At 63.7% G+C, this 21,537-nt stretch carries 17 protein-coding genes and 1 pseudogene; 5 read left to right on the top strand and 13 right to left on the bottom strand.

The window, feature by feature from the left end; genetic code table 11:
* Nucleotides 1-708 precede the first annotated feature (708 nt).
* The 8 genes from F0U63_RS35025 to F0U63_RS34990 form a co-directional block, all read right to left on the bottom strand.
* Entirely contained in the window at nucleotides 709-1,170 is a 462-nt protein-coding gene (locus F0U63_RS35025) for a hypothetical protein (RefSeq protein ID WP_395836855.1), read from the bottom strand.
* A gap of 181 nt (nucleotides 1,171-1,351) precedes the next feature.
* Nucleotides 1,352-2,887: an HNH endonuclease family protein gene (locus F0U63_RS35020; protein ID WP_395836853.1), complete on the bottom strand. Its 1,536-nt coding sequence runs from the start codon at nucleotides 2,885-2,887 to the stop codon at nucleotides 1,352-1,354.
* Between the two features lie 642 nt (nucleotides 2,888-3,529).
* Entirely contained in the window at nucleotides 3,530-4,486 is a 957-nt protein-coding gene (locus tag F0U63_RS35015) for a DUF2381 family protein (protein ID WP_395836852.1), read from the bottom strand.
* A gap of 119 nt (nucleotides 4,487-4,605) precedes the next feature.
* Nucleotides 4,606-6,783 (bottom strand): serine/threonine protein kinase, encoded by a 2,178-nt coding sequence (locus F0U63_RS35010; protein ID WP_395836850.1) that lies wholly within the window; start codon nucleotides 6,781-6,783, stop codon nucleotides 4,606-4,608.
* A 176-nt stretch (nucleotides 6,784-6,959) separates the two neighbouring features.
* Nucleotides 6,960-7,352: a helix-turn-helix domain-containing protein gene (locus F0U63_RS35005; RefSeq protein WP_395836848.1), complete on the bottom strand. Its 393-nt coding sequence runs from the start codon at nucleotides 7,350-7,352 to the stop codon at nucleotides 6,960-6,962.
* A 43-nt stretch (nucleotides 7,353-7,395) separates the two neighbouring features.
* On the bottom strand, nucleotides 7,396-7,815 hold the full coding sequence (locus F0U63_RS35000; protein WP_395836846.1) for a helix-turn-helix transcriptional regulator: 420 nt from the start codon (nucleotides 7,813-7,815) through the stop codon (nucleotides 7,396-7,398).
* Between the two features lie 10 nt (nucleotides 7,816-7,825).
* Nucleotides 7,826-9,028, bottom strand: coding sequence for a serine/threonine-protein kinase (locus F0U63_RS34995; protein WP_395836844.1), 1,203 nt, complete (start codon nucleotides 9,026-9,028; stop codon nucleotides 7,826-7,828).
* Nucleotides 9,029-9,181: 153 nt separating this feature from the next.
* Entirely contained in the window at nucleotides 9,182-9,589 is a 408-nt protein-coding gene (locus tag F0U63_RS34990) for a hypothetical protein (RefSeq protein WP_395836842.1), read from the bottom strand.
* Nucleotides 9,590-10,497: 908 nt separating this feature from the next.
* Between F0U63_RS34990 and F0U63_RS34985 the strand changes: the two genes are divergently transcribed.
* The 4 genes from F0U63_RS34985 to F0U63_RS34970 all read left to right on the top strand — a co-directional run bounded on the left by F0U63_RS34985 (nucleotide 10,498) and on the right by F0U63_RS34970 (nucleotide 16,155).
* Nucleotides 10,498-10,671, top strand: coding sequence for a hypothetical protein (locus tag F0U63_RS34985; RefSeq protein ID WP_395836840.1), 174 nt, complete (start codon nucleotides 10,498-10,500; stop codon nucleotides 10,669-10,671).
* A 1,501-nt stretch (nucleotides 10,672-12,172) separates the two neighbouring features.
* Nucleotides 12,173-14,119: a hypothetical protein gene (locus F0U63_RS34980; protein WP_395836838.1), complete on the top strand. Its 1,947-nt coding sequence runs from the start codon at nucleotides 12,173-12,175 to the stop codon at nucleotides 14,117-14,119.
* Nucleotides 14,116-14,961, top strand: a complete 846-nt coding sequence (locus tag F0U63_RS34975) for a hypothetical protein (RefSeq protein WP_395836836.1) — start codon at nucleotides 14,116-14,118, stop codon at nucleotides 14,959-14,961. The genes F0U63_RS34980 and F0U63_RS34975 overlap by 4 nt, the downstream gene beginning before the upstream one ends.
* Nucleotides 14,962-15,702: 741 nt before the next feature.
* Nucleotides 15,703-16,155: a hypothetical protein gene (locus F0U63_RS34970; RefSeq protein ID WP_395836834.1), complete on the top strand. Its 453-nt coding sequence runs from the start codon at nucleotides 15,703-15,705 to the stop codon at nucleotides 16,153-16,155.
* Here F0U63_RS34970 and F0U63_RS34965 read toward each other — a convergent pair.
* Nucleotides 16,133-17,242, bottom strand: a complete 1,110-nt coding sequence (locus F0U63_RS34965) for a site-specific integrase (protein ID WP_395836832.1) — start codon at nucleotides 17,240-17,242, stop codon at nucleotides 16,133-16,135. The two genes, F0U63_RS34970 and F0U63_RS34965, sit on opposite strands and share 23 nt — an antisense overlap.
* A gap of 226 nt (nucleotides 17,243-17,468) precedes the next feature.
* On the opposite strand from F0U63_RS34965, the pseudogene F0U63_RS34960 reads away from it, so the two are divergent.
* Nucleotides 17,469-18,321, top strand: a pseudogene (locus F0U63_RS34960) (IS3 family transposase); the annotation flags it as partial.
* Nucleotides 18,322-18,478: 157 nt separating this feature from the next.
* Here the strand turns inward: F0U63_RS34960 and F0U63_RS34955 are convergent.
* Genes F0U63_RS34955 through F0U63_RS34940 form a run of 4 tightly spaced genes read right to left on the bottom strand, consistent with a single transcriptional unit; the run spans nucleotide 18,479 to nucleotide 21,535 of the window.
* Complete coding sequence (locus tag F0U63_RS34955; protein WP_395836830.1) at nucleotides 18,479-19,057, bottom strand: DUF4209 domain-containing protein; 579 nt, start codon at nucleotides 19,055-19,057, stop codon at nucleotides 18,479-18,481.
* A 53-nt stretch (nucleotides 19,058-19,110) separates the two neighbouring features.
* Nucleotides 19,111-19,941: a CCA tRNA nucleotidyltransferase gene (locus tag F0U63_RS34950; RefSeq protein WP_395836828.1), complete on the bottom strand. Its 831-nt coding sequence runs from the start codon at nucleotides 19,939-19,941 to the stop codon at nucleotides 19,111-19,113.
* A gap of 20 nt (nucleotides 19,942-19,961) precedes the next feature.
* Nucleotides 19,962-20,660, bottom strand: coding sequence for a GrpB family protein (locus F0U63_RS34945; protein WP_395836826.1), 699 nt, complete (start codon nucleotides 20,658-20,660; stop codon nucleotides 19,962-19,964).
* Nucleotides 20,657-21,535 carry a sulfotransferase family protein gene (locus F0U63_RS34940; RefSeq protein ID WP_395836824.1) on the bottom strand — a complete coding sequence of 293 codons (879 nt, stop codon included), beginning with the start codon at nucleotides 21,533-21,535 and terminating at the stop codon, nucleotides 20,657-20,659. Before F0U63_RS34940 ends, F0U63_RS34945 begins: the two co-directional genes overlap by 4 nt.
* Between the last annotated feature and the right edge of the window lie 2 nt (nucleotides 21,536-21,537).

Genomic DNA, 21,537 nt, shown 5'->3' with positions numbered 1-21,537 from the left:
GGCCCTGCTCGGACTGGTTGCGCGCCTCCTCGTCAGGAGCGGGTTCGACTCAAGGCCGGCGGGCAACCTCTATTGGAGGCGGCGGGAATCGAAGCCGCCAAGGGTGGAACCGCCCCCACTCGGGACCAGAGGCACACTCCCGTTTTCCCTCTGAAAATGAGGTGCCCACCTGTCCGGGCGAGTCCATGCGCGTCCGTCCGATTTGGTCCTTTTTTGGTCCCCTTGGACCCCTCGCCGGGCGATAAGCGGCGAGCCCTCCCGCCTTGAACCTGTCTTCTAGCGCCAATGCGCTAGCCTACTACCGCTGGGTCCTGGTGGCCTCCATCCCGGCTCAAGGTGCCCACCGTTGCTGCCTTGCTCTGAGACCCGCATGGATGGGCACGAGTTTCGGCTACCACGTGCTGCGGGAATCTCCGGCTTAGGCGCTCGGTTGCTGGGCCTGGGGGTTTCTCCACGGAGAAATACCCGCCGTCCTGGTGCCCTCTAACCTAGGGCCTGTTCCGGTAGGACTCATTTCTGGCAAGTCGCTCCTGTTAGCGAGCACGCTGGATGAGAGAGAAGTGGGCCTGGGTGAGCGCGCAGGATGAAGGAGAGGTCCATGGTCGTGGCCAGCTTTACAGGCCGCGTGGGCAGATTCAGGTGCTCCAAAATCGTGTGCACCACCACCGGAGGGCCACGCCAACGCTAGACACGAGCGGCAGCTGAAGGCTATTCGCTCGATGGATCTGTTAGGCCGACTTGCACTACACTCGTGATGTTTTCCCACTTGCCTTCGTACTGCTTCAGGTCCTTGCTGACGTGTGTTTCGTAGTTCTTACCGACCGTGAGCGTCCGCTCCCCACCTCGTCCTGGGTTGGAGGGAGACAAGTGAGGCTCTAGCGCAGAATGCGGAATCACAAGGTAGCGGCTCTGATTCTCCCCGTTCAACAAGACAACTACAAGAACATCGAATCCAGCATCAAATTTTCCGTTCACAGCGGTGTCATGTGGCCAGTTGATCGCCTTGACCTGCACACGAATTGGCACATTTCCTGGGTTGACCACGGCGATGTCCCAGCCAGGCTGAGTCTTTCCGTGCGCAAGATATGCCTCTACTCCGCGCTTCAGTATCTCGCCAAGGACAAGATGCTCACCTGCACCGCCAGAGAACGCTTGCTTTCGTTTAGTCATGATTGAACCTGATGCCACGCAAAGAGCCTGTTCCGGGAGGAGGCTGCTTCACATCCTCGCCCGAGGAGTAACCTGCCAGAAATGAGCCCTACCGGAACAGGCCTTTAACGCTTTGGGTGGAAACTGCTGTCACACTACGCAGGAACTCCTCCTCGGAGGCGCTCCAAGTGAGCAAGTAATACTAGGTCTTGATTCCAGTGTTACAGTAGGGGTGCGCTACCTGCGCGTTCGCGGCATCGGAACTTCCACCTTCAACGCGACGCTTTTTGTGATCAATAGAAATTGCCTGCGATGGAACGAAACCGCCACAAATAGCGCATCGAAGGGCTGCCTTGAAACACTCTTGAATAATGACGCCGGACTTTACATCCGAAGAGAATTGGGCCCCGGAGCTAGACGAGTAGGCTATCTCACCTGGCTGAATAAAAGAGTAATGGGGGGCACTCGCTAGACGAGCCAACACCTCTCCGGCATCAACAGTGTCAGAAAAAGCATTTAGAAGGTACTGATAGAAATCCAAGAGGTGCTTTTTCCCGCTCCCCTTGGTCCCATACTTGCGTACCACTTGGTTTATAAGTGGTTTGTTCTTAAGCAGAAATTCCTCAAATGGACGTCGTACGGCGATGAATGCTGGCAGCTTCTTGTGAAGCTCCAGATCCATGATCAGCTTGGTCACAACCAAAAGCAGAATTGGCTGTTGCTTTCCGGTCCAGCTGTAAAAGTAGATGGCCGGGTGCAGACCAAGAGATGAGGGTTCTTTACTGGATAGTAGCCTGGCAACCCGTCTACAGCGCTTTAGATATTCGATAGTTTTGCTGCCATCTATGTCATCTGAGCTTTCTGCTCCCGCACAGAGATTGACGAAATCAAACACCATGGTCAACCCTGTTGATGAGTAGACTCTCCCGCCGATCGGCAATTCAATATTCTTGATTGGATATTGAAGAGCCGGAGTGAAAAGCAACTCGTACACTTCTTGGGCCAAGTCCTGAACTTCAGCCTGAACACGTTCTGAAAATCCCGACCAATATTTATGCCCGGTTCCACGACGAATGATGGAACGTGCCGCTATAGCATTGGGCTTGCGTCGCGACTTAATTAGCAGCATTTCCTCCTGAGAGATTAGCGATGCCTGCTGATTGATTCGGAGGAAAGATTCCTCTGCCTTCTCAGCATCGCCGCGAACCCACTGCAATTGCAGCGCAAGCCCCCCGAGGCGCCTGGCGCGAGCAACTGTTTCTGGTGGATATTTGTCCGGATCTTTGATTGCGTTTTGATGATCCCGGTAGGCGCCTAGTCGCTCCTCAACAATCTTGCGTGTTTGCTCTGCGGCTTTCTCTTGTTCCTCGGGAAGCTGATAGTCAAAAAACTTCCGAGACCTCTCGCCATCGCCGTAATCGTCTTGAACCCATGCGATTAGCGCACTCAACCGATGCGAGCCGTCAATGACGAAGAGCAGGTCGCCATTCTTCCACAAAATTATAGCGGGAATCAGATCCCCATTCAGAAAGCTTGAGATCAATTCGACAATCTTCTTAGGTTCCCAGTCTGATGTTTCGCGCTGGAAGTCCGGCTTTCGAAGGGCACCAAAGGTGAAGGCACCGATTTCGAGATCGGTGATCTTCATTGTGGTCGACATGAGTGAGTCGTCAGTGTCCCGCGCGATTCGAAAATCCGAGCGCGGAATCAGTGCATCCAAATCAGCTTTGAGGCTCACCTATGCTCTCCGTGGGATTGAAGATGCGTCGACTAGCGACGCTCCCCTATCCTACCACCGCCACCTCCGATACTCCACCCAAACCGCAGCCGGGCCCTGGCGCCCTCTACCGGCCCGAGCTGGACCCCCGGTGGCCTTCCACCGACCCGAGGTGCCCACCATGCGGCCCTGGCGCCCTCTACCGGCCCGAGCTGGACCCCCGGTGGCCTCCACCGGCCCGAGGTACGGCCGTGGCTGCCCGAGGTACGGCCGTGGCTGCCGAGCTGCCCTGGCGGCCTCCTCCGGCCCGAGCTTCACCTGCTGGGCTCTAGTGGAGTGTCCGACAAGTTTTTCAACATAGTGGGCGGACACCGCTTTTCCGACCCGGTAGCAGCCCGTCGGATGGCGCCTCCGGGTAGGGCGTTGAGCCCCCAACGACTATGTTGAATTACTTCGCGGACAGTCCACTAGCGCTCCTCGCTCAAGATCAACTGCTGGGTTTGTCCCGCTTGCTCCCTCTCCGGGCGAGCCGCCCGAGCTGAAATCCCAAACCCGTCGAGTACAGAAAGCGACTGGCAGCTAGGTCAAGCCGTCGGGTCTGGTGAGTTGCTAGAAACCCATTGGGTGGGCTGGTTTTTCCTCGGGCCGGATGAGGCGGCGGCACTACTCGAGCGCTGCACCTCTCTTTACAGGTGGGAACGTGACGTTCCCGATGGTGACGGTGCGGGGCCCCTGCGCTTCCCACAGCTTGAGGGTGCAGGGGCAAGCGAGTTGCCCCGGCTCTCTCTCAGCACCCACCACGACAAAGCCAAAGGCGCCAGGAACAATGGCAAACTCTTGCCACGCTGAAAGCTCCACCTCCGTGCCCGTCGAGTCCTTCAACATAGCCCCTGCCACAGTCCAAGGCTCGGCGCCAGGGTGTGCAAGTCGAAGCCTTACCGCCATGCTTCCCGGGTGGGTTTCGCCTTTGGGCTGGCTGTAGCTCCGGGCCCCTTCAGTCTTGAGTGCGTTTGCGGGGTGGTGCTTCAAACCGTCCCAAATGTCTTTTGATTTAACCTCTTTTTCACGCTCCAGCCATGCGGCGCCCATGAGTCCGCCGGGCTCCTTGCGCTCGGCCAGAAGCCGCGCCTTGTCCTCCTGGCATTGGCGCGCTTCGGCCTGTGCTTCGTCTTTCTCCTTCTTGAGCACGTCCGCCGGGCGCGGCTGGCGGAACACCTCCACGCGCCGCGCACTCCTTGCCGCATGGCTCACGAGCCAGAAGGTTGCGCTTGCCGGGGCCGCGTCATCCGCGAAGCGTACCGTTACCCTTACTCTCTCCCCTGGCAAATAATCTCCCCTGGGAATAACGTGGAGAGTCAGACCCTCTTTGCCTTGGGCCCAATCCGCAAGGCGGCCCTCTGGCTGAAACTCCACCCCTCCCGACGCCACGCGAGAGTCAAAGACAAATGCTGTCGGCTCGTCCGGGCTGACACACACCTCGGACGCCTGCCCCGTGGGGTCTGCCGACACGTCAATACGGGGCGTAGCCGCACAGCGGGGGATGGGGGGCGCCTCGGCAGCCTGTGCGGCGCCAGCGAGGAGGGCGAGCGCCAGGAGGGCGCCAAGGGACGGGGGCAGCACGGAAATTCAACCTCCAGAATTCAAGCGGCCCGCGTCAGGCAGCCGGCGGAGCCCTGTTAAACTCAACGGCGGGGTGGCGCCATATTGCACACCGAACCAGCTCTACCGGGCGGCACTGGCTAAAAAAGGTAGCCCTTTGGGAACACCCAAAAACGAGAGAACGTTTTCACGTTGCCGGGCCTGCTCTCGGGTGCGGGGCACGACCCCAGCCCTTCGGGGCAAGTCGAGCCATCAGGATAAGCGGATGGGGCGTCCCGGCCAATGACCAGACAAACAGGGTAGGCGTCTCCGCCTGGAATCTGCGCTTGGGTGAAGGTGCCATAAAAACGGCTATCCCCTAACTGCAACGTCCCGTAAAGCAAAGCACCCCGAGGCAGCTTGCCCATGCCATCCCCGCCCAGCACCACGGAAGCGGATCCCTCCCGCAGAGGGGCCGTCTCTCCTGGCTCGCCCTCATACCCTTGCAGCACGACGGTTTCCCCAGAGAGAATGCCCAGCCTTCCGTGTGCCTCCTTCCAACCGGCTGGGCATTCGACGGGCGCGGGCGTGGGGCGCACCTGTTCCGTGCTGCCCGTGCATCCCCCCTCAAGCAGCGCACAAGCAGCACCCACGGCGGCGGCATTCCTCAAGGGGGGAAGCCTGCCCGCGCGCTGCGTCTGCTTCTTGGGCGCGTCGTCTTGCTTTTTCGTCGTGTCTGGCTTGCTAGGCATGGCGGTAGGAGGAGGCGCGGGGGGTTGGGCCCTCACGGGCGCCGCGCCCTTGTTAGCTTCGGCTGGGTTGCCCGACTGCGCCACTTCACGAACCGGCGCGGCCTGAGTCGCCACCTCGCCCCGGGCGGACGCGCTAGGTGGGGGTGCAGCCCTATCGGCCCGGGAGACAGCTGCGGCGCTCGGTGCTGGCGCGGGCTTGAGCAGCGACCCCACGGCGCCCACCGCGAGCGCCACCACCGCGAGCCCCGCCACCAGCACGAGGGCAGGCCGCTTGAGCATGCCCACGAAGAGCGGCCCCACGGGGACAGGGCCCGCGACTCCGAGCCAGCGGCGTCCCCTCCGGGCGCGCCCCGGCTCGGCTCCGTCAGCCACTCCCCCCGCAGCAGGTGCGTGTGCCGCGGCTGTCTCTGCTTCCTGCGAGGCTCTCGGGTCTGCTCCCACGGTAGGCACCTTGGAGGGGGCCGAGACTGGCGCCTCCGGGTTGTCCATGGGCAGGGGCAACTCGTCCAGCGGGGGTGCCGCTGCCTCCTCCGGTGCCTCCGGTGCCGCTGCCTCCTCCACTGGCCACCAGCCGCGCCGGGGCTTGTGGGCTATCCATTGCTGTACCTCCTTCGGTCTCTCGTTGGGCTCTCCGCCCGCGCCCGGGTCGCCCGCCGTCGTCGCGTCATTCGGTGACTGAGGGTCTATCAACGGCAAGTCCCAGCTTGCTTCCCCCTCGGCGGCGGCTAGCAGCGCTTCCAGTGCTGCACACAATTCGTCATCATCCTGGAAGCGCGCCTGCGGGTTCTTCTCCAACATGCGCATGCACAGGCGGCTTGCCTCCTCGGGTACACGCGGGTTTATCAGGTGGGGCTCCCTGGGTGTATTCAGACGGATCCGGTCATTCAGCCCTAGTTCCAGCCGACCGCCGAAAGGCAACACATCCGTCAGCAGCCAATACAGGATGACTCCCTTTGCCCATAGCTCGTCAGAAAGTGTGTATGTGTAGAAATCTCCTTCTGTCTCGCCTCTCAGAAACTTGACTATCTCGGGGCTTCTGTATTCGGGTGTCCCGGGCGGCACTCGGCCCGGCCCCGTCTCGGTGGGGGTCCCATTCACGGAGCCGAAGCCGAAGTCAATCACGACAGGCTCGCCGTCGTCGGCTCGGATGATGATATTCAACTCCTTCAAGTCCCGGTGAAGCACGCCACGGCGATGTACCTCTCGCATGGCTTGCGCAATCTTCAAGAACTTGCTCAGCGCTACCCGGATCGAGGGGTTGAAGCGCTGAGCCCACTTGTCCATTGTCAACCCGGGGGCGTAATCCATGACAATGTATGGATAGCCTATGTCCGGATCCGGCCACCGTTCACACCCGCGAAAGCCCACGACGTTTGGAATTTCGCGGTTTAGCGTCTGGAGGCGGACCATGATGGTCACTTCCCGCCGGTTCCAGCCAGTCCATGCCAACTCCGAAAGGAATTTGATGGCGAAGAAACGCCCGCCGCGCTCGGCCTTATAGACATAGCCCGAGCCGCCCTCACCCAGCTTCTGGATGATGGTGTAATCGCCTACCCGGGCGCCGTTTTTTGGAAGATGGATGACCATGCCGCGAGCCTCCGAAGGCCCGCGACTCTAGCAGAACCCGACGGGCGCGGTTGGGTCGTCGTGGCGCAAGCTCGCCTGGCTGGAAGCTGGGGCCGGGGCGGTAGCAGTCCTCTCCAAGGCACGTCCGTGCCGAGTGCGAACGCGAGCCGCCCACGCCCCGGCCCCAACACTTTGGCTCACTTCTCTGGTTCGGAGTCGAGCACTTGCACGGAGTCGAGTAGCTTGGCGAAGCCCGAGAGGAGCTTGATCTTTGCGTCAGGCCACGTCTTCAAGGTACGCACCAGCCTGCGCAGCTCGGGGCTCAAGTCGCCCTCGGGCGGAGGGTCTTCCATCTTCTTGGCCACTTCCTTGGGACTGATGCCTAGCAGCACGTCCGCCGAGATGCTGAGCGCCACCGCGATTTTCCGTAGCGTGGGAACGGCGGGCATCATGTGGCCGCGCTCTATCCTCCCGTAAACGGCGGGCGAAATCCCGGCGTTCTTGGCGATGGCGGCTTGATTCATCTGCAACCGCTCCCGGGCGGTGCGGGCAACGTCCCCAAGGCTTTTCATCAGGTGTTCATGCATCATGTGTCATGCCCTTTGGGCTCCGGTGTGGTTGGCCTGACAGGCCCTAACGGCGCTCATATTTCTTGAGGAAGGTGCTGGCAACATGGCCGATGGCGCGAATTTGTTCCGGCGTCAGCTTCTTGAGGTAGCGGAACAGGCGCCGCAACGCGGGGGGGTCCTCTGACATAGAAATGGGCTCCTCCAAGGTATCCGCAGGCGGAGGCCCCGCCGCTTCTTCCCACGCGGGGGAGACGTCGAGCCCCAGCAATTTATTGGCATCCGCTCGGAGGGCACGGCACAGGCGCCGGAAGGTGGGCAAGCTCGGGAGCATTCCCCCCCGCTCAATGCGGCCATACACTTCCGTGGCGATGTTGACCCGATCCGCAACGTCCGCCTGTGTCATGTTCGCGCGCAACCGGGCTTCACGCGCGGCGGCTCCCAAGAACCTTGCCAGCTTTATCTGTGTGGGGTGAGTTTCGGGCATGGTGGGTTGCTCACCCGCTCTTTTCTTCGTCTCGCAAGTCTTCCAGGTCGGGCAGCACTCCGTATTCCATCGGCTGGGCCGCCAGCAGCTTGCGTTCAGTAGCCATCCGCACGGTGATTGCAACCTCGTCCATCACTTGCTGTCGCCCGTAATTGACTGCGCCTATCTCGCGGAGGTAGCCGCGCAAGTCGTCGCGGAAGTCGGCGGCTGTCCGGTAACGCTGAGCAGGGTCCAATGCGAGGGCTCGAACCAGGAGCGCCCGGAGCGGCTCAAAAACAACCCCCGTCGCACGCAACACCTCTTCCGTCCCAAACCGCAGCACGCGATTGGCCAGCACTTCCAAACTTATCCATGTGGAGTGCTCGGTACGGATGCCCGCCGGGAAGCGCGAAGCGGGGCGGTCGGGGAGAAGCCCGAGCGGGTCAAGCGGATACTTCGCCGTCAGCATTTCCAGTAGTACCAGTCCCAAGGAGAAGATATCCGCCCGGCCGTCGAGTTCTTTGGCGGTGAGTGGGTCTGACTTCCTCTGAGTGGCGGCGAAAATGGCGCGGAGGAGTTCCGGGGCGATATAAGCCGGGTCGCCTCTCAACAAGTCGCGCGGCGTGGGCATGCGCCCGGCCAGCTCGGAGTAGGCCGCCCCGAAGTTGCACAGCTTGACGCGCCCATCCACGGTCAGGCGAATGCGCATGGGGCCCACGGCACGGTGGACGATGTGTAGCGGCGTTCCGCTGTCATCCTCGCATTCATGAGCATAGGCCAGGGCGTCGGCCACTTCAGCGGCGATATGGACCGCGAACGGAATGGGCAGCAGGCGTTCCACTGTCGCCGCCAAGTCCAAGAGGGTGAAAAGGAAAGAGCCTTTCGAGTGTTCCATGACCACAAACGGGGTGCCGTTGTTCACGACGAAATCAAACACCCGCGCGATTTTGGGATGATGCAGAAATCCCGCGAGGCGTACCTCTTCCGTGGCTCGTGCTCGCGCTTCGCGTCCGGTGACAGCACCGACCTTTTTAAGTATGACCTTGCGGCGCTCCTTCTTCGTCAGGTGCCGACGGCTTGCGATCAATAGCGTGTCAAAGTCAGGGTGAAGCAACAGGGGGGCTTCTACGTCGTAGCGGTATTCACCCGACTCGAAAGAGAAGCGGAAATCGTTGTAACGGTCCTCGCCCTGGCGTGTAGCAGCACGCCGAGGGCTGTTCTTTGACGTTGGCACGAGGAAACTCCTGGCTTGGGATGGTTTTGGAGTGAGAGTTATTGAGCGGGTTTGAAGGACGGGAGGAAGATGACGCGCAGCCAGTCGTCGGCCATCCGGCGCGTAGACGCCGCCCACCTCGAACTCACCCGACCGCAGCGCGCCGCCTTGCACCTACACCGGGCCGATGCACTGGGCAGGTGTGCCGGTGAGGGCGTAGGAAAGGAACCCATCGGACCCCATGACGTTCAGGTGTTGGTAGCGCAGCAGGCGTGAATCCAGCTCGGAGCGTTTGACGGAGGCGGCGCCGTCGATGACCTCCCGCAGCAGCATGTCCGCGACGAGTCGCGGGCCGTAGGTGCGGGAGGTGGGCGAGTACAGGCCGAAGGTGATGCGCAGCCGCGTTGCGTCCTCTGGCGTCACCTCCCGGCCCGGCGGCAGAGTGTCCGCCGGTAGTCCGGCATCCAGCAGCAGCGCGCCGAAGTCGTCCAGGTCCGCGAGCACGTCCCGAGTGGCGCGGAACACCTCGGGACGTGGGCCGCTGGCGCATGCGGCGGGACACAGCAGCAGCACGGCCAGCAAGGCAGGCGGGAGGGGAAAGAGCCGGGGGCGAGCACGGGCAACACGAGCCCCAATCCGGCGCGCATGGGGGGGCGTTCGGCATGGACACCTCGCGGGTTGTGACAACGAGAGGAAGACTAGACTGGCTGTGAACCTCGGTGGGTAGACTGCTAGGTAACATGCGGGACCAGCCAGGGGAAGGGCCGTCCGACTGCGTGAGTCAACAGGGCGGCCCCCACTTGAGCGAGCGGGAGAGGTGCGCCCCGTGCGAGCCTCCCAGCACCGGAGCGTCGGCTGCCGTCCTTGGCGTCTTGCCCCCCGAGATGCCCGCCGTGCTCCTGGCAGCCTCCACCGTGCCCGAGGTTCGGGTGTCGGCCCCTGGCACTGCTGCCGGCCCCTGGTGCCCTCCACCGTGCAGCGGCGGACGCAAGCAGCCGAGCCTCAGGCGCGGTGGAGCCGCTAGCGCAGCGGCAGCAGCCGAAGCTCGGGCCCTGTGGCGCGCACCAGGGGCGCGGCAGCGCCACCAGGGCGCCAGGGCACGGCGCGGGCGCGGTGCTTGCCACCAAGGGCGCGAAGCGCGGGCGCGGTGGAAAACGCCAGCAGCGGCGCGGCAGCGGCACCAGGGCGCGGCGGTTCCTCCAGCGACGCGGCAGCCGAGCCTCGGGCGCAGTGGAGGCCACCGGGGTGCGGCGCGATGCTCGGGCGCGGTGGAGCGCCAGCAACGCGGCAGCGGCACTAGGGCACGGCAGCTGAAGCTTGGGCGCGGCGCGAACCTTGGGCACGGCGGAAGGCGCCACCAGCGTACCAGCAGCCGAATCTCGGTCCGGGTGGAGGGCGCCACCAGCGTACCAGCAGCCGAAGCTCGGGCCGGTGGAGGGCGCCACCAGCGTACCAGCAGCCGAAGCTCGGGCCGGTGGAGGGCGCCAGCGGTGCGGCAGCAGACACAGCGCGACCCCCGGGCCAATGGAGGCCCACCAGCGCACCAGCAGCCGAGCCTCGGACGCGGTGGCCACCAGGGCGCGAAGCTCGAGCGCGGTGGAGGGCGCCAGCAGCGGCGGCAGCGGCACCAGGGCGCGGTGGATGCCACCCGGGCACGGCGGTAGACCCAGCGCAGCGGTGGACAGGGCGCGGCGCGATCCTCGGACCGGTGGAGACAACCAGGGCGCGAAGCTTGGGCGCGGTGGAGCGCACCACCAGGGCACGGCAGCCGAACCTCGGGCGCGGTGGAGGCCACCAGGGCGCGGTGGAGGGCGCCAGCGACGCGGCCAAGGGCACCAGGGCACGGCGCGAACCTTGGGCTGGTGGAGCACACTAGGGCGCGGCGCAAGCCTTGGGCACGCGGCGAGCCTCGGGCATGGTGGAGACCACCAGCGCAGCAACAGCCGAATCTCGGGTGCGGTGGATGCGCGTGCCAGCGCATCGGCAGCGGCACCAGGGCACGGCAGCCGTAGCTCGGACGCGGCAGCGACACCAGGGCGCGGCGCAAACCTCGGGCCGATGGAGCACCCGCCAGCGGCGCAAACCTCGGGCGCGGTGCTGGCCACCAGGGCGCGGCGGCTCCACCAGTGACGCGGCAGCCGAAGCTCGGGCGCGGCGGACGGCAGGAGCGGCGCAAACCTCGGGTCGGTGGAGGGGACCAGGGCGCCAGGGCACGGTGCGCGAACCTCGGGCGCGGTCCTGGCTACCCGGGCGCGGCGGCAGACCCAGCGCAGCGGTGGACAGGGCGCGGCGCGAACCTCGGGCCGGTGGAGGCCACCCGGGCGCGGTGGAAGGCACGAGCGCACCGGCAGTCGAAGCTCGGACCAGGGCGGCAGCCGAAGCTCGGGCGCGGTGGAGGCACCAGGGGGCCGCCGAAACTCGGGCCGATGGAACACGCCAGGACGCGGCGGACAGCCACCAGGCAGCAGCCGAGCCTCGGACCCATGGAGGCAGCCGAAGTTCGGGCCGGTGGAGCGCATCAGCGGCGCGGGGGATGGCCGCCAGGGCGCGGCAGCCGAAGCTCGGGCATGGTGGAGGGCGCCAGGGCGCGACACCAGAGGGCGGCGCGAACCTTGGGCACGGTGGAAGGTGCCACCAGCGCACTAGGGCACGGCGCGAACCTCGGGCGCGGTGCGCGGTGAAGGGCGCTAGCGGAGCGGCAGCAGACACGGCGCGAACCTCGGGCCGGTGGAGGGCACTAGCAACGCGGGCCGGTGGAGCCAGTAGCGACGCGGCAGCCGAACTTCGGGCGCGGTAGATCCAGTAGCGGCGCGGCAGCAGCCACGGCGCGAACCTCGAGCGCGGCGGGAAGCTCGGGCGCGGCAGCGGCACCAGGGCGCGGCAGCCGAAGCTCGGGCACGGTGGAAGGCGCCAGCAGCGCGGCAGCCGAGCCTCGGGCTAGCAGCGGGCATCAGCGGCACTAGTACTACCCGGTCACTTTGAGCGTTCTCCGAGGAGAATTCCCTCTTGGCGGTGTGAGGTCACACTAGGGAAGTGACCGAGCAGTAACTAAGGGCTGGAGGTTGGCGCAGGGCAAAGGGGCAGAGGGTGGTTCCCGAGGGGAGCCCAGACCCTTGACCACCCCGAGAGCAGGTGGCAGCATGTTGGCCCTTGTCTGGGGGAAACATGAACACCTACGGCGTGTTTGTTCTTGGTTGCCTTGTCGTCGTAGCGGGCGCAGCAGAGGCGGGTGACCTTGACGGACCACCGCAACCCACGACGAAGATCAAACACGTGCTCATCGTTGCTCCCACACAATACGAGCCGAGCGAACGAGCAGAGCTTTTCAGCGTACTCTCCGAGCAAACACCGAAAGATATTTGGAAGCGACAGAAGGTTTCTCGCGGCGATACTGTCTACGAACTCATCGACCGCAAATACCAGCTTGACGTCACAGACAAATCAGATCGGCAGGAAGCGCGTGCCGTCTACAAGTCCATCGCCGAGGCCAATCAACTCGACGACAAAGGATTCATCCTCGAAGGGCAGGAACTTTCACTTCCCCCGCTTCCGGCAAAGAGGCTAGTACACAGCCCGAAGGGGTTAACAACTTCAAGTGACCCATCCGACAAACCAAATTCGGTGGAGATTCCGGCTCAGGTAATCAACCTGAAGGATGGGGAGGTATACGTCACAGACCTGAACGTCTGCCCGTTGGCCCACGCCTCCGACGTCTGCCGAAGGCCCGACGGCAAGCCGCTTATTCAGTCCTATTCGGGATCGTCCCCGTCGACATGGCTTCTCTCGGGTGACGAAGACCAACTGACCGCAGCGGCTGGGGTTCTCCAAAGCGAGGAGCGCGCCTATTACCTGGGCCCTACGGTCGAATCAATTCTACTCGAACTGCCAGGAACGAGCGGGCCTGGGGCGGCCGTGTCGACGCCTGTGTCTCCCCTTCCGCCGCCGCTGACGCCAAATCAAACCATCGTGTCGCTGAATCCGATGGCGCACGACGAACTCTACCTGCTAGACTTCTATGGAAATGACACTGCTTGCGCACATGGCAACAAGGTGCACGACGTGGCGCAGCAAGTCCTCCAGGACATCGGAGCGCCCCAGTTCGCATCCCAAATAAATCCGGTCGAGCTAGCTTTTTATCCCTTCAATCCAGACGCTTTGGACCGCCTCGACCGATTCATCCGGAAGTATCGCCAGGAGGTCCGTGTCAGTTTGGAAGGCTACCGGAACCTTCTAGTCAAGCAGTATCGACACAACACGAACAAGCATATCGTGCCGATTCTGTATTTGGTTGCTTTGTACGATGAATTGCTTGAGCGCAACCCGAGTGCCATTATCTCGTCGTCGTTCTTCACGACGGCGGACCCATTCAAAGTCTTCCCGAACTCGTTCAAGCCCGGAGGTGGGGCTTTGTTGTTCAGCGCAGCGCTCAACACACCCGGCGATGTCGAGGACACGCCCTACGAGCCGCAAAAGACCTTTTGGCAATTGCGGCATGACTACGGTGTCGTCCTTGTGGGCGGTACAGACACGAATGGAAAGGCGTTCGGGATGTCCTCAAGTAAGGGCGCGGGGCTGTCGTGTCTCGCTCGCGGAGCCGGTTATAGAGGTCGTTGTGTCACTGAAGACGAACGCGGCGCGAGTTTTGCGACCCCAGCAGTCGCGTCAATGCTGTTGGTCGCGCGCTCCTTTTGGCGGCTCAACAATGAGCCCGTCTCAGGGGTGGCGGCAAAACGGAGACTGCTCCTTGCATCGCGGCCGTACCTTCAGTTCAAGCAGTCCGCTGCAATGGGCAGCCCCCAGCCCGACAAACTCTTCCTGAAAGGAGGATCCTATGCATTTTCGAAGGGACAGTCGGCCGTCGTGCTGCCACTCCTCAGAGGGTCGGTCACCTACCAATTGGCCGACGGCGAAGACAACATGCGCCGGTTTAAGCGAGGCGAAATCTCCGGCATAGACTTCCAGTCCGATTCGGACTTCCTCTTCTTCGACGACATCCAGCGTTGGGTGCCAGCGAAGATTGTGTCGCTCAATCTGTCGTTTCAGCAAAACGGCGTGACCGTCCCATTTGATCGCGCCGCCTACCCAAACCTGGAGGGTCTTGTCGCGCCATGAAGACGAACGTATGGATGCTCGCCGCTATCGCGGTGCTTGGACTGAATCTCGGATGCAAGACAGCGTACAACAAGATTACCGTCGAGAAACTCAAGGACGTAGTCGGCACCGATTATGACTCGTATCGCTGGTTCAGTTACCCGACCGACAATTTTGGTGTAGGGACGGCATACGCATCGAAGGAGCGCTTCGATAAGCAGGTGTCAATCTGCGACTCGGCGAATTGCTTTGGTGTGAGTCCGGCCTCCTTCGATGAATGGCTCGCGCTGAAAGGATTCGCGGGTGTTGGCAAGAATGGACCGACCATTACGCTCAGCGAGGAGGAGAAGACGAAGCTTAGTGCCGAACTGGATGGTCCGAAGGTTGCGCAATTGCTGAACCTCGGTGCGAACGTCAATTACACCAAAGGTGTCACCACCGAGGTCCGGCTGGGACGTGCATATCCTCGGCGTCTGCTTCTGCAGCCAACGCTCGACTACATCAGTAAGCTCGACTCTTCGCAGTTGGTGAAGAAGGCGTTCGACGCGGGAACGCTAATTTTGATCGCAAACGACCTCGTGATGGAGGGTCTGAGCGTCAATCTCTGTGTCGACAAGAGCATTAATCCGGATCTGACTGCAAAGCTCGACAACAGCGTAGGCAAGATTATTGGCGCAAATGCTGCCGTCGCGATGAAGGTCGAGACGGCAACGACGGGTTGTTACACGCTCGCGGCACAGCAGCCCATCGTGGTTGCCGCTCTCGCCGTCGAGCAGCCAGCGGCTGGTGAGCTTTCGACAAACCCAAACGACGAGTGGCAAGGGTGGACTCGGCATAAACTGCTCGACATCAAACTCAACTGAAGGTCCGACTTTGCGCGTGAGCACCTCGGGCGGCTTGGTAACGCGGTCGCCCGAATGGTTATCCGATTTCAGCAACGCATGAAAAGGATGAGGGCACTAGGGGTGCAGTGTGGGAGGCAGCCGCACTCCGGGCGGGTGGATCACGCCAGCGGCGCGGCGGCACCTCGGGCCCGTGGATGCCACCCGGGCGCGTTGGACGGCCACCAAGGCAGCAGCCAAGCCTCACGCCGGTGGAGCACGTCAGGGCGCGGTAACCGACACGGCGCGAGTCTCGGGCGCGGTGGAGGCAGCCCGCGCACTGGCAGCCAAAGCTCGGGCTGGTGGAGCCCACCAGGGCGCGGCAACGGACACGGCGCGAGTCTCGGGCGCGGTGGAACAGCGGCAGCGGCACCAGGGCGCGGCAGCCGAAGCTCGGGCCGGTGGAGGGCGCCACCAGGACGGCAGCCGAAGCTCGGGCGCGGAGCAGACACGGCGCGCGCCTCGGGCCAGTAAAGGGACGCCAGGGCGCGGCGTGAGTCTCGGGCGTGGTAGCACCGGGGCGCAGTAGCCACCGGGGCGCGGGGGGGAGCCAGCGCACCGGCAGCCGAAGCTCGGGCGCGTGGAGGCCACAGGGCGGCAGCCGAAGCTCAGGCCGCGCCAACCATGGCCAACCTGCCCGCACCTATCCGCAAGTTGCCCAACCTGGACTGCACGCCCGAAACGCTTTGACCGTGCTTGTGAGGGCGCGGGAAAATATAGGGCATGAAGTCGCAAGGCATCACGCCGCAGTCTGATTCGGCGGCCATTCAGGACGAAAACCAGCCAACCCTAACGCCTGCACCGGACAGCGGATCCGAGCCCCAACTGCTGCGGGAGATTTACGCGGAGTTGTGCAAGCTGCGCGCGATGGTCGGAGACATGCAGAACCGGATCGCCAACGCGGCCCCGGTTCAAGCCGCCCGCGCCATCTCGATTGATGCCGCGCAGGCCCTACTCGGCTGCGGGCGCTCTCGGATTTTCGAGCTGTTGCGCTCGGGGGCGCTGCGCCGTGCTCCCAAGGTGGGCAAGGTCGCCATGATCACCCTGGACAGCCTCGAAGCCCTTCAAGAGTGTTTCAGCCGCGAGCCTGCACCCAAGCGCAAGCGGCAACCCGCCCAGCAGACTACCGGGCGGGCTGAGAAGGACGCGATCCTCAAGCTGATTCGGCAAGCCTGACCGGCAGGTCTGTCGGATCCTCGGGATGCTCCAGATTGATCGGAATCTTGATCATCGGGGGCACCTTCACGTTGTCATAAAACCGCTTGGTTGTGTTTGCGGAGTGGTGCCCGACGACTGCGGCAATCGCAGTCAGCGGCAGCCCTCCCGCCTTGGGCCGTACCTCCTGCCCGCACTCCGATGCCCAGGTAACGAAGCTGTGCCGGTACTCCCCGAAATGCACCGGCTCGATCCCGAGGGTCTTGCAGGCACGAGCCACAACCCGGCGGATGTGGCTATCAACCGGCGCGGCACCGCGAGCCTGTAGCCGCCGCACAGCCGCCAACGTCTGACGGTCGATGCTTTGACGGTGGACGTTCCCGCTTTTGTGAATGAACGTCACCGTAGCGGCGATCTCGCCTTGGTCCTCGAAGACGGCAACCTTGCCCTCTCCCTTGGCTATCCGCTCTATCTCGGTGCCGTGCATCCCGGTTTTCGCATGGATGCACAGCACATCTCGCACACACTGCACGTCGGTCGTGCGCCGCGTCGCCTCCTGCCCGAAGTTCGTAAACTCCCACGCGCTGATCGCCCGATAAAGCCGCTCGGTGGTCTCGATGCTGTAACCCTTTTCCCGCACTGCCTTCTTGGGACGGGTAGCGGGCACCTTGAGGGAGACGGTCGGATCTTCGGCCAGGGCAAGGGTGCCCTGCTCCCGCAGCCAAGAGGCAAAGGACTTGAGCGCGGTAATGCGGTTCTTCCTGCCCGCCTTGTGCCGGGCCAACTCCCGCAGAAGCTCTTGGAGGGTGACGGTTCGCAAGTCCCGGCCCGCCAGAGCTTCGGCCCACGTCGCCAGGTAGAAGCCAACATTCCCCACGTAGCGCGCAGTAGTGCCCGCGCGCCTCATGGAGTCCAGGAAGCGGCCCACGGTCTCCGCGTTGACGTAGACGGCGGACTCCTGCTGTTGCTGCCGCGCTTCCCGCTTGGTGCTGTAGCCCTCGGGGTCGCGCATGAACAGCGCAAGCTCGGCCTCTGCTTCCGTCTCGCTGCTGGCGTCGAGGTGGATGGTGTAGGCCCGTCCCTCAACCATCTTGCGCAGTACGAACACTGGGCGGCCGTCCTTCCCGTCGAAGGTCCGCCCTCCCTTCCACTTCCCTGTCCAAACTCTGTTGTTTCCCAAGTCGCGGGCTCCGTTTTGGTCCGAATTTGGACCCCAGGTGCCCTGATTTGGTCCCCAAACGCAAGCCACGCCCTCCTGCCAGGAGAGGGGCGCGGCTCAGAGCGGCGGGTTCCTTCCAGTGGAGGCGGCGGGAATCGAACCCGCGCCGGGCGGTGCGAAACTCCCAGCAGAATCGCGCCCTTACCTCGCAACCGCCCGGAATGCTTGGGAATCAGGCTACTACGCCTGGCAAGGGCGCCCGGAGTCCGTGCGGCAGGTGTCGGACCGGGCACTGGCCAAGGAGGTAACCCAAGTGCACCACGACAGTCGCCGCACGTACGGCAGTCCGCGAGTGCACGCGGAGCTGCGAGCCCGCGGCCAGCGAGTGAGCCGCAAGCGTGTGGTGCGGCTCATGCGCGAGCAAGGACTGGCTGCTCGCAGGCGACGGCGCTACGTGGCCACGACGGACTCGCGTCACCATCAGCCCGTGGCGCCTAATGTCCTCGCGCGGGACCTCTCTCCCGCTCAACCCAACACCACCTGGGCGATAGACATCACCTATGTGGGCACGCGCGAGGGGTGGCTGTACCTGGCGGTGGTGCTCGACCTGTTCTCGCGCAAGGTGGTGGGCTGGTCGATGAGCGAGACCATCGACCGGCATCTGGTGCTCGCGGCGCTGGACATGGCGCTCAAGGGCCGGTAACCGCCACGAGGACTGGTGCATCACTCGGACCGGGGGCCAGTACGCCAGCGAGGACTACCAGCGAGCCCTGACGGCACGAGGCATTGAGTGCAGTATGTAGCGCAAAGGCAACTGCTGGGACAATGCCGTGGTGGAAAGCTTCTTCAGCACCCTGAAGCAAGAGCTCGTCTACACCACGGACTTCACCACGCGCGAGCAAGCCCGGTTGGCACTCTTCGAGTACATCGAGGTCTTCTACAACCGGCAGAGGCGGCACTTGACCCTGGGCTATGTCAGTCCAGTGAACTTCGAGCTTGCGGCCTTCCCGCAGAAGTTGGCAGCATAACCCCACTGTCCACGTCAGCGGATCAAGCCCACTCTGGATCGGGATGTGTAGTTGTCGCTGAGCACGAACTGCGCGACATGGCGGAGAAGATCGTCAACTGCTTCGTGCAAATCACGAAGCAGCGGGACTGACGGCCATCACGTCGAGCCCACCAACGTCACTCCGTCTCAGTGCCTGCTCTCGATGCGAGCCAAACAACATAGGCCAACTGGTAGAGGAGCGCGAGAGCGATCCCGGCGGACTCTGCCGTGCAGTGCTGAGGACCTGCCAGTCCATGAGCAATCTCATTCCGGAGATTCAGTCCCGTCTGTGAGTTCAGCACCGAATCGAGATGCTCCCACAGGTCGCTCCCAAGATACTCCTTAACGGATCGCCCATCCGGAAGCGTTAGGCGCATCAGCTTTCCAAACGGAACATCGTCGGTCCGAGATGTTCCGTCACCAACGTCCGCCTTGAATTCCGTTGTGTCTACTCCAAGCCTGCGGAAATGTCGGCGTAGGATGTCCTCAATCCGCAGGACTAGAATGTGCGTGGCGGAAATGAAGTCCTGCGCGATGAGACGCTCGCACCCCCGCCGAATGAAGAGAAGCGAGTCTTCATCCAATGCGAGCGGGAAGAGCGGAACGATGAGGTGCTCTTCTGTCAGCCCGGTGGCTTCCGCTGCGCGCGCCACAGTAGTACTGACAGCAGCACCGAATAGACTGGCCTGCAACATCGCGCGACTTTCGACGTCCAAGTCTAAGTTCGTTTGCGGAGACTCACTCTCGCCCACTACCTTCCCAGGGCTAATCACCGTCCGCCTGGCCATTGCCAGCAGAGGTGTTTGCAAAAGAGAGCGTCGAGGATCAAGCGGGACTTCTCCTGGCGGGCACAGGCGTAGAGGCGGCGTTTGAACTCGTCGAGGTGTTCGAAGCCGGGGCCGAGGTGGTTGGGAATCCACTGGCGCAGCCGTCCGTCCATGCCCTGGATGTCGTGATCGGCGTAGCGCTCCAGGTGTTCCAGCACATTGGGCGCGGGGGTGTAGCCCCGGCAGAGAAACTGGAGGATGCGGAAGGTCGTGCGGTAGCTGGTGTCGAGCACGCGCCGGTGCGTGATGAGGCGCAGCCGCCGGGCGTGCAGATCCTCGAGCCCACAGTCGAGTGGATCCAACAGGACGCGCTCGCGGCAGTCGTAGAAGAAGGCGTTGATGGAGAAGTCGCGCGTGAGGGCGTCCTCGCGCACGTCTTCCCGGGCGACGAAGGTGGTCGTCCACATCTCGTCGTTCTGGATGTCCTTCCAACTGCGCAGGATGTTGAGGTCCACGCCGCCCGCCTCGTTGCCCCAGCGCAACGTGCCGAATCGCTCCAGGCGCAGCAGCACCGGATCGATGTCCGGATGGGCCTCGCGCAGTAGCCGGTGCACCTCCTCAAGGGGCCGATCCAGCGAGAGATCGATGTCCCGCCCGGGTTGTCCGAGCAGCCAGTCCCGGGGCGCTCCGCCCACGATGAACACGCGCAGCCCCGCGTCCAGGAACAGCCCCACCAGGTCGCCCACGCGCACCTCGCGCTTCGCGTCCCGGTAGATCGTCCGCCGCAGGGCCTCGTCCACCCGGTTCGAATCAACGGGAAGGGTGGGAAACATGTGCGTCCGCTCCAATCCGCTCAAGACCCCGAGTCCTCGCGCGCCTCGGCCCAGGCGTTGGCCCGGGCGGTGAGCTGCTGGAGCAGGTGGCTCTTGAGCACGCTGTACTCGAGCCAGCTCTGTCCGGGTTCGGAGGCGAGCTGGTGCTTGAGGCGCTCGTACTCCTCGCGCTCCTCTGAATGTTCGCGCAGGTAGTCGCGCAGGCGTAGCAGGTTCGTGAACCAGACGGCCCGGGCATCGCACAGGTGGATGACGAGGGCCCCGTCTTCGTTCTGCCGCCAGAACCAGGAGAAGCCGGGATCGATGGGGCTGGGGCCATGGGAGTGGTAGCCGAGCGAGTCGAGGACTTCGCCATACCGGGGCGCATCGAGCGGAGGCCGCACCGCGACCGCGAGGTCGATGATGTTCTTGCCCGACAGGCCCGGGATGGCGGTGCTGCCGACATGCTGGATGTCCACCACGGGCTCGTCCTTCAGCGCCTGGAGGAGCCGCGTCCGCTCCTGCTCGAAGCGCTGGGGCCAGGAAGAGTCATACGCGCGCAGGCTCAGGCGTGGCTCGGGAGGCCGGAGTCGCGCGTAGCGCAGGACGAGCTGTTCGAGGGGCTCGCCCCCGATGTCCTCCACGCCCAGGCGTTCCTTCAGCCGGCGAACGAGCCGCCGCATCCGCAGGGCTCCCTCCATCTGGCTGGGGCTGGCTGTCGTGTCGTCCGAGTGCTTCATGTGCTCACGCCGCCCGGGGGGCGGTACCAGGCGGACAGCGGACGGCCGAGGAGTGCTTCCAGCCGTTCCCCATCGGGCCGGAGTTCTTCCCGGAGCCGGGCCTCGAGTTCCAGCGGAAGCGGTGCGCCCCGTGGGCCGTGGTGGAGGTGCTTCGCCGTCTTGCGCTCGAGCTTCTCGAGGACCTCGGGCGAGGCCGCGCGCATCTGCCGCAGCACCAGGGGACGGATGCGTTGCGCGGCCCGCACGGGCTCGAACTCCAGGGGCACGTCCGGATCCACCCCCAGGAAGTCGAGCAGCCCGCGCATCGCCCGCGTCGGATCGCTCATCAGCTCCTCGAAGAGGAGGACGTGGACGCGCTGCTCGCCGAAGACGCGCAGGAAGCGCTCCACGGCCTCGGAGAAGCGGGCCAGGGCGCGGTACTGCAAGCCCTCGGGGAAGTACACCCGGGCGGGCAGCCGCTGGCCCTGGGCCCGTGCCGCTTCCGCCTCCAGGGCTCGTGCGAAGTCCTCCAGCTCCTCGTTGCCCGTGCGCAGGAAGAGCGCGTGCAGCGACTGCATCATCTCCAGGGGATCGCGCAGCATGATGAGGATGCGCGCCTCGGGTGACCAGGCGTGGATCTCCCCGGCGGCCCGCTTCGACATCCAATAGAAGACGGAGCCCTCGCCGATGACCCGGGACTCGCCCGCTCCGGCGAAGAGCCGCAGGTAGGCGGCCTCGTCGGAGATGGCGAGGGGATGGGGCGTGAGATCCGAGCCGAAGAAGAGGGGCTCCTTGAGCAGCGACAGGAAGATGTCCGGGTGCTGCTTGAGGTACGTGTACACGGTGGTGGTCGCGCACCGGGGCGCCCCGACGATGAAGAAGTTCGGCTTGCGCATGC

The organism is Cystobacter fuscus (assembly GCF_044360685.1).
Classification (GTDB): domain Bacteria; phylum Myxococcota; class Myxococcia; order Myxococcales; family Myxococcaceae; genus Cystobacter; species Cystobacter fuscus_C.
Note: the sequence above shows the minus strand (reverse complement) of the source record. Positions and strands in the feature narration are given on the sequence as shown.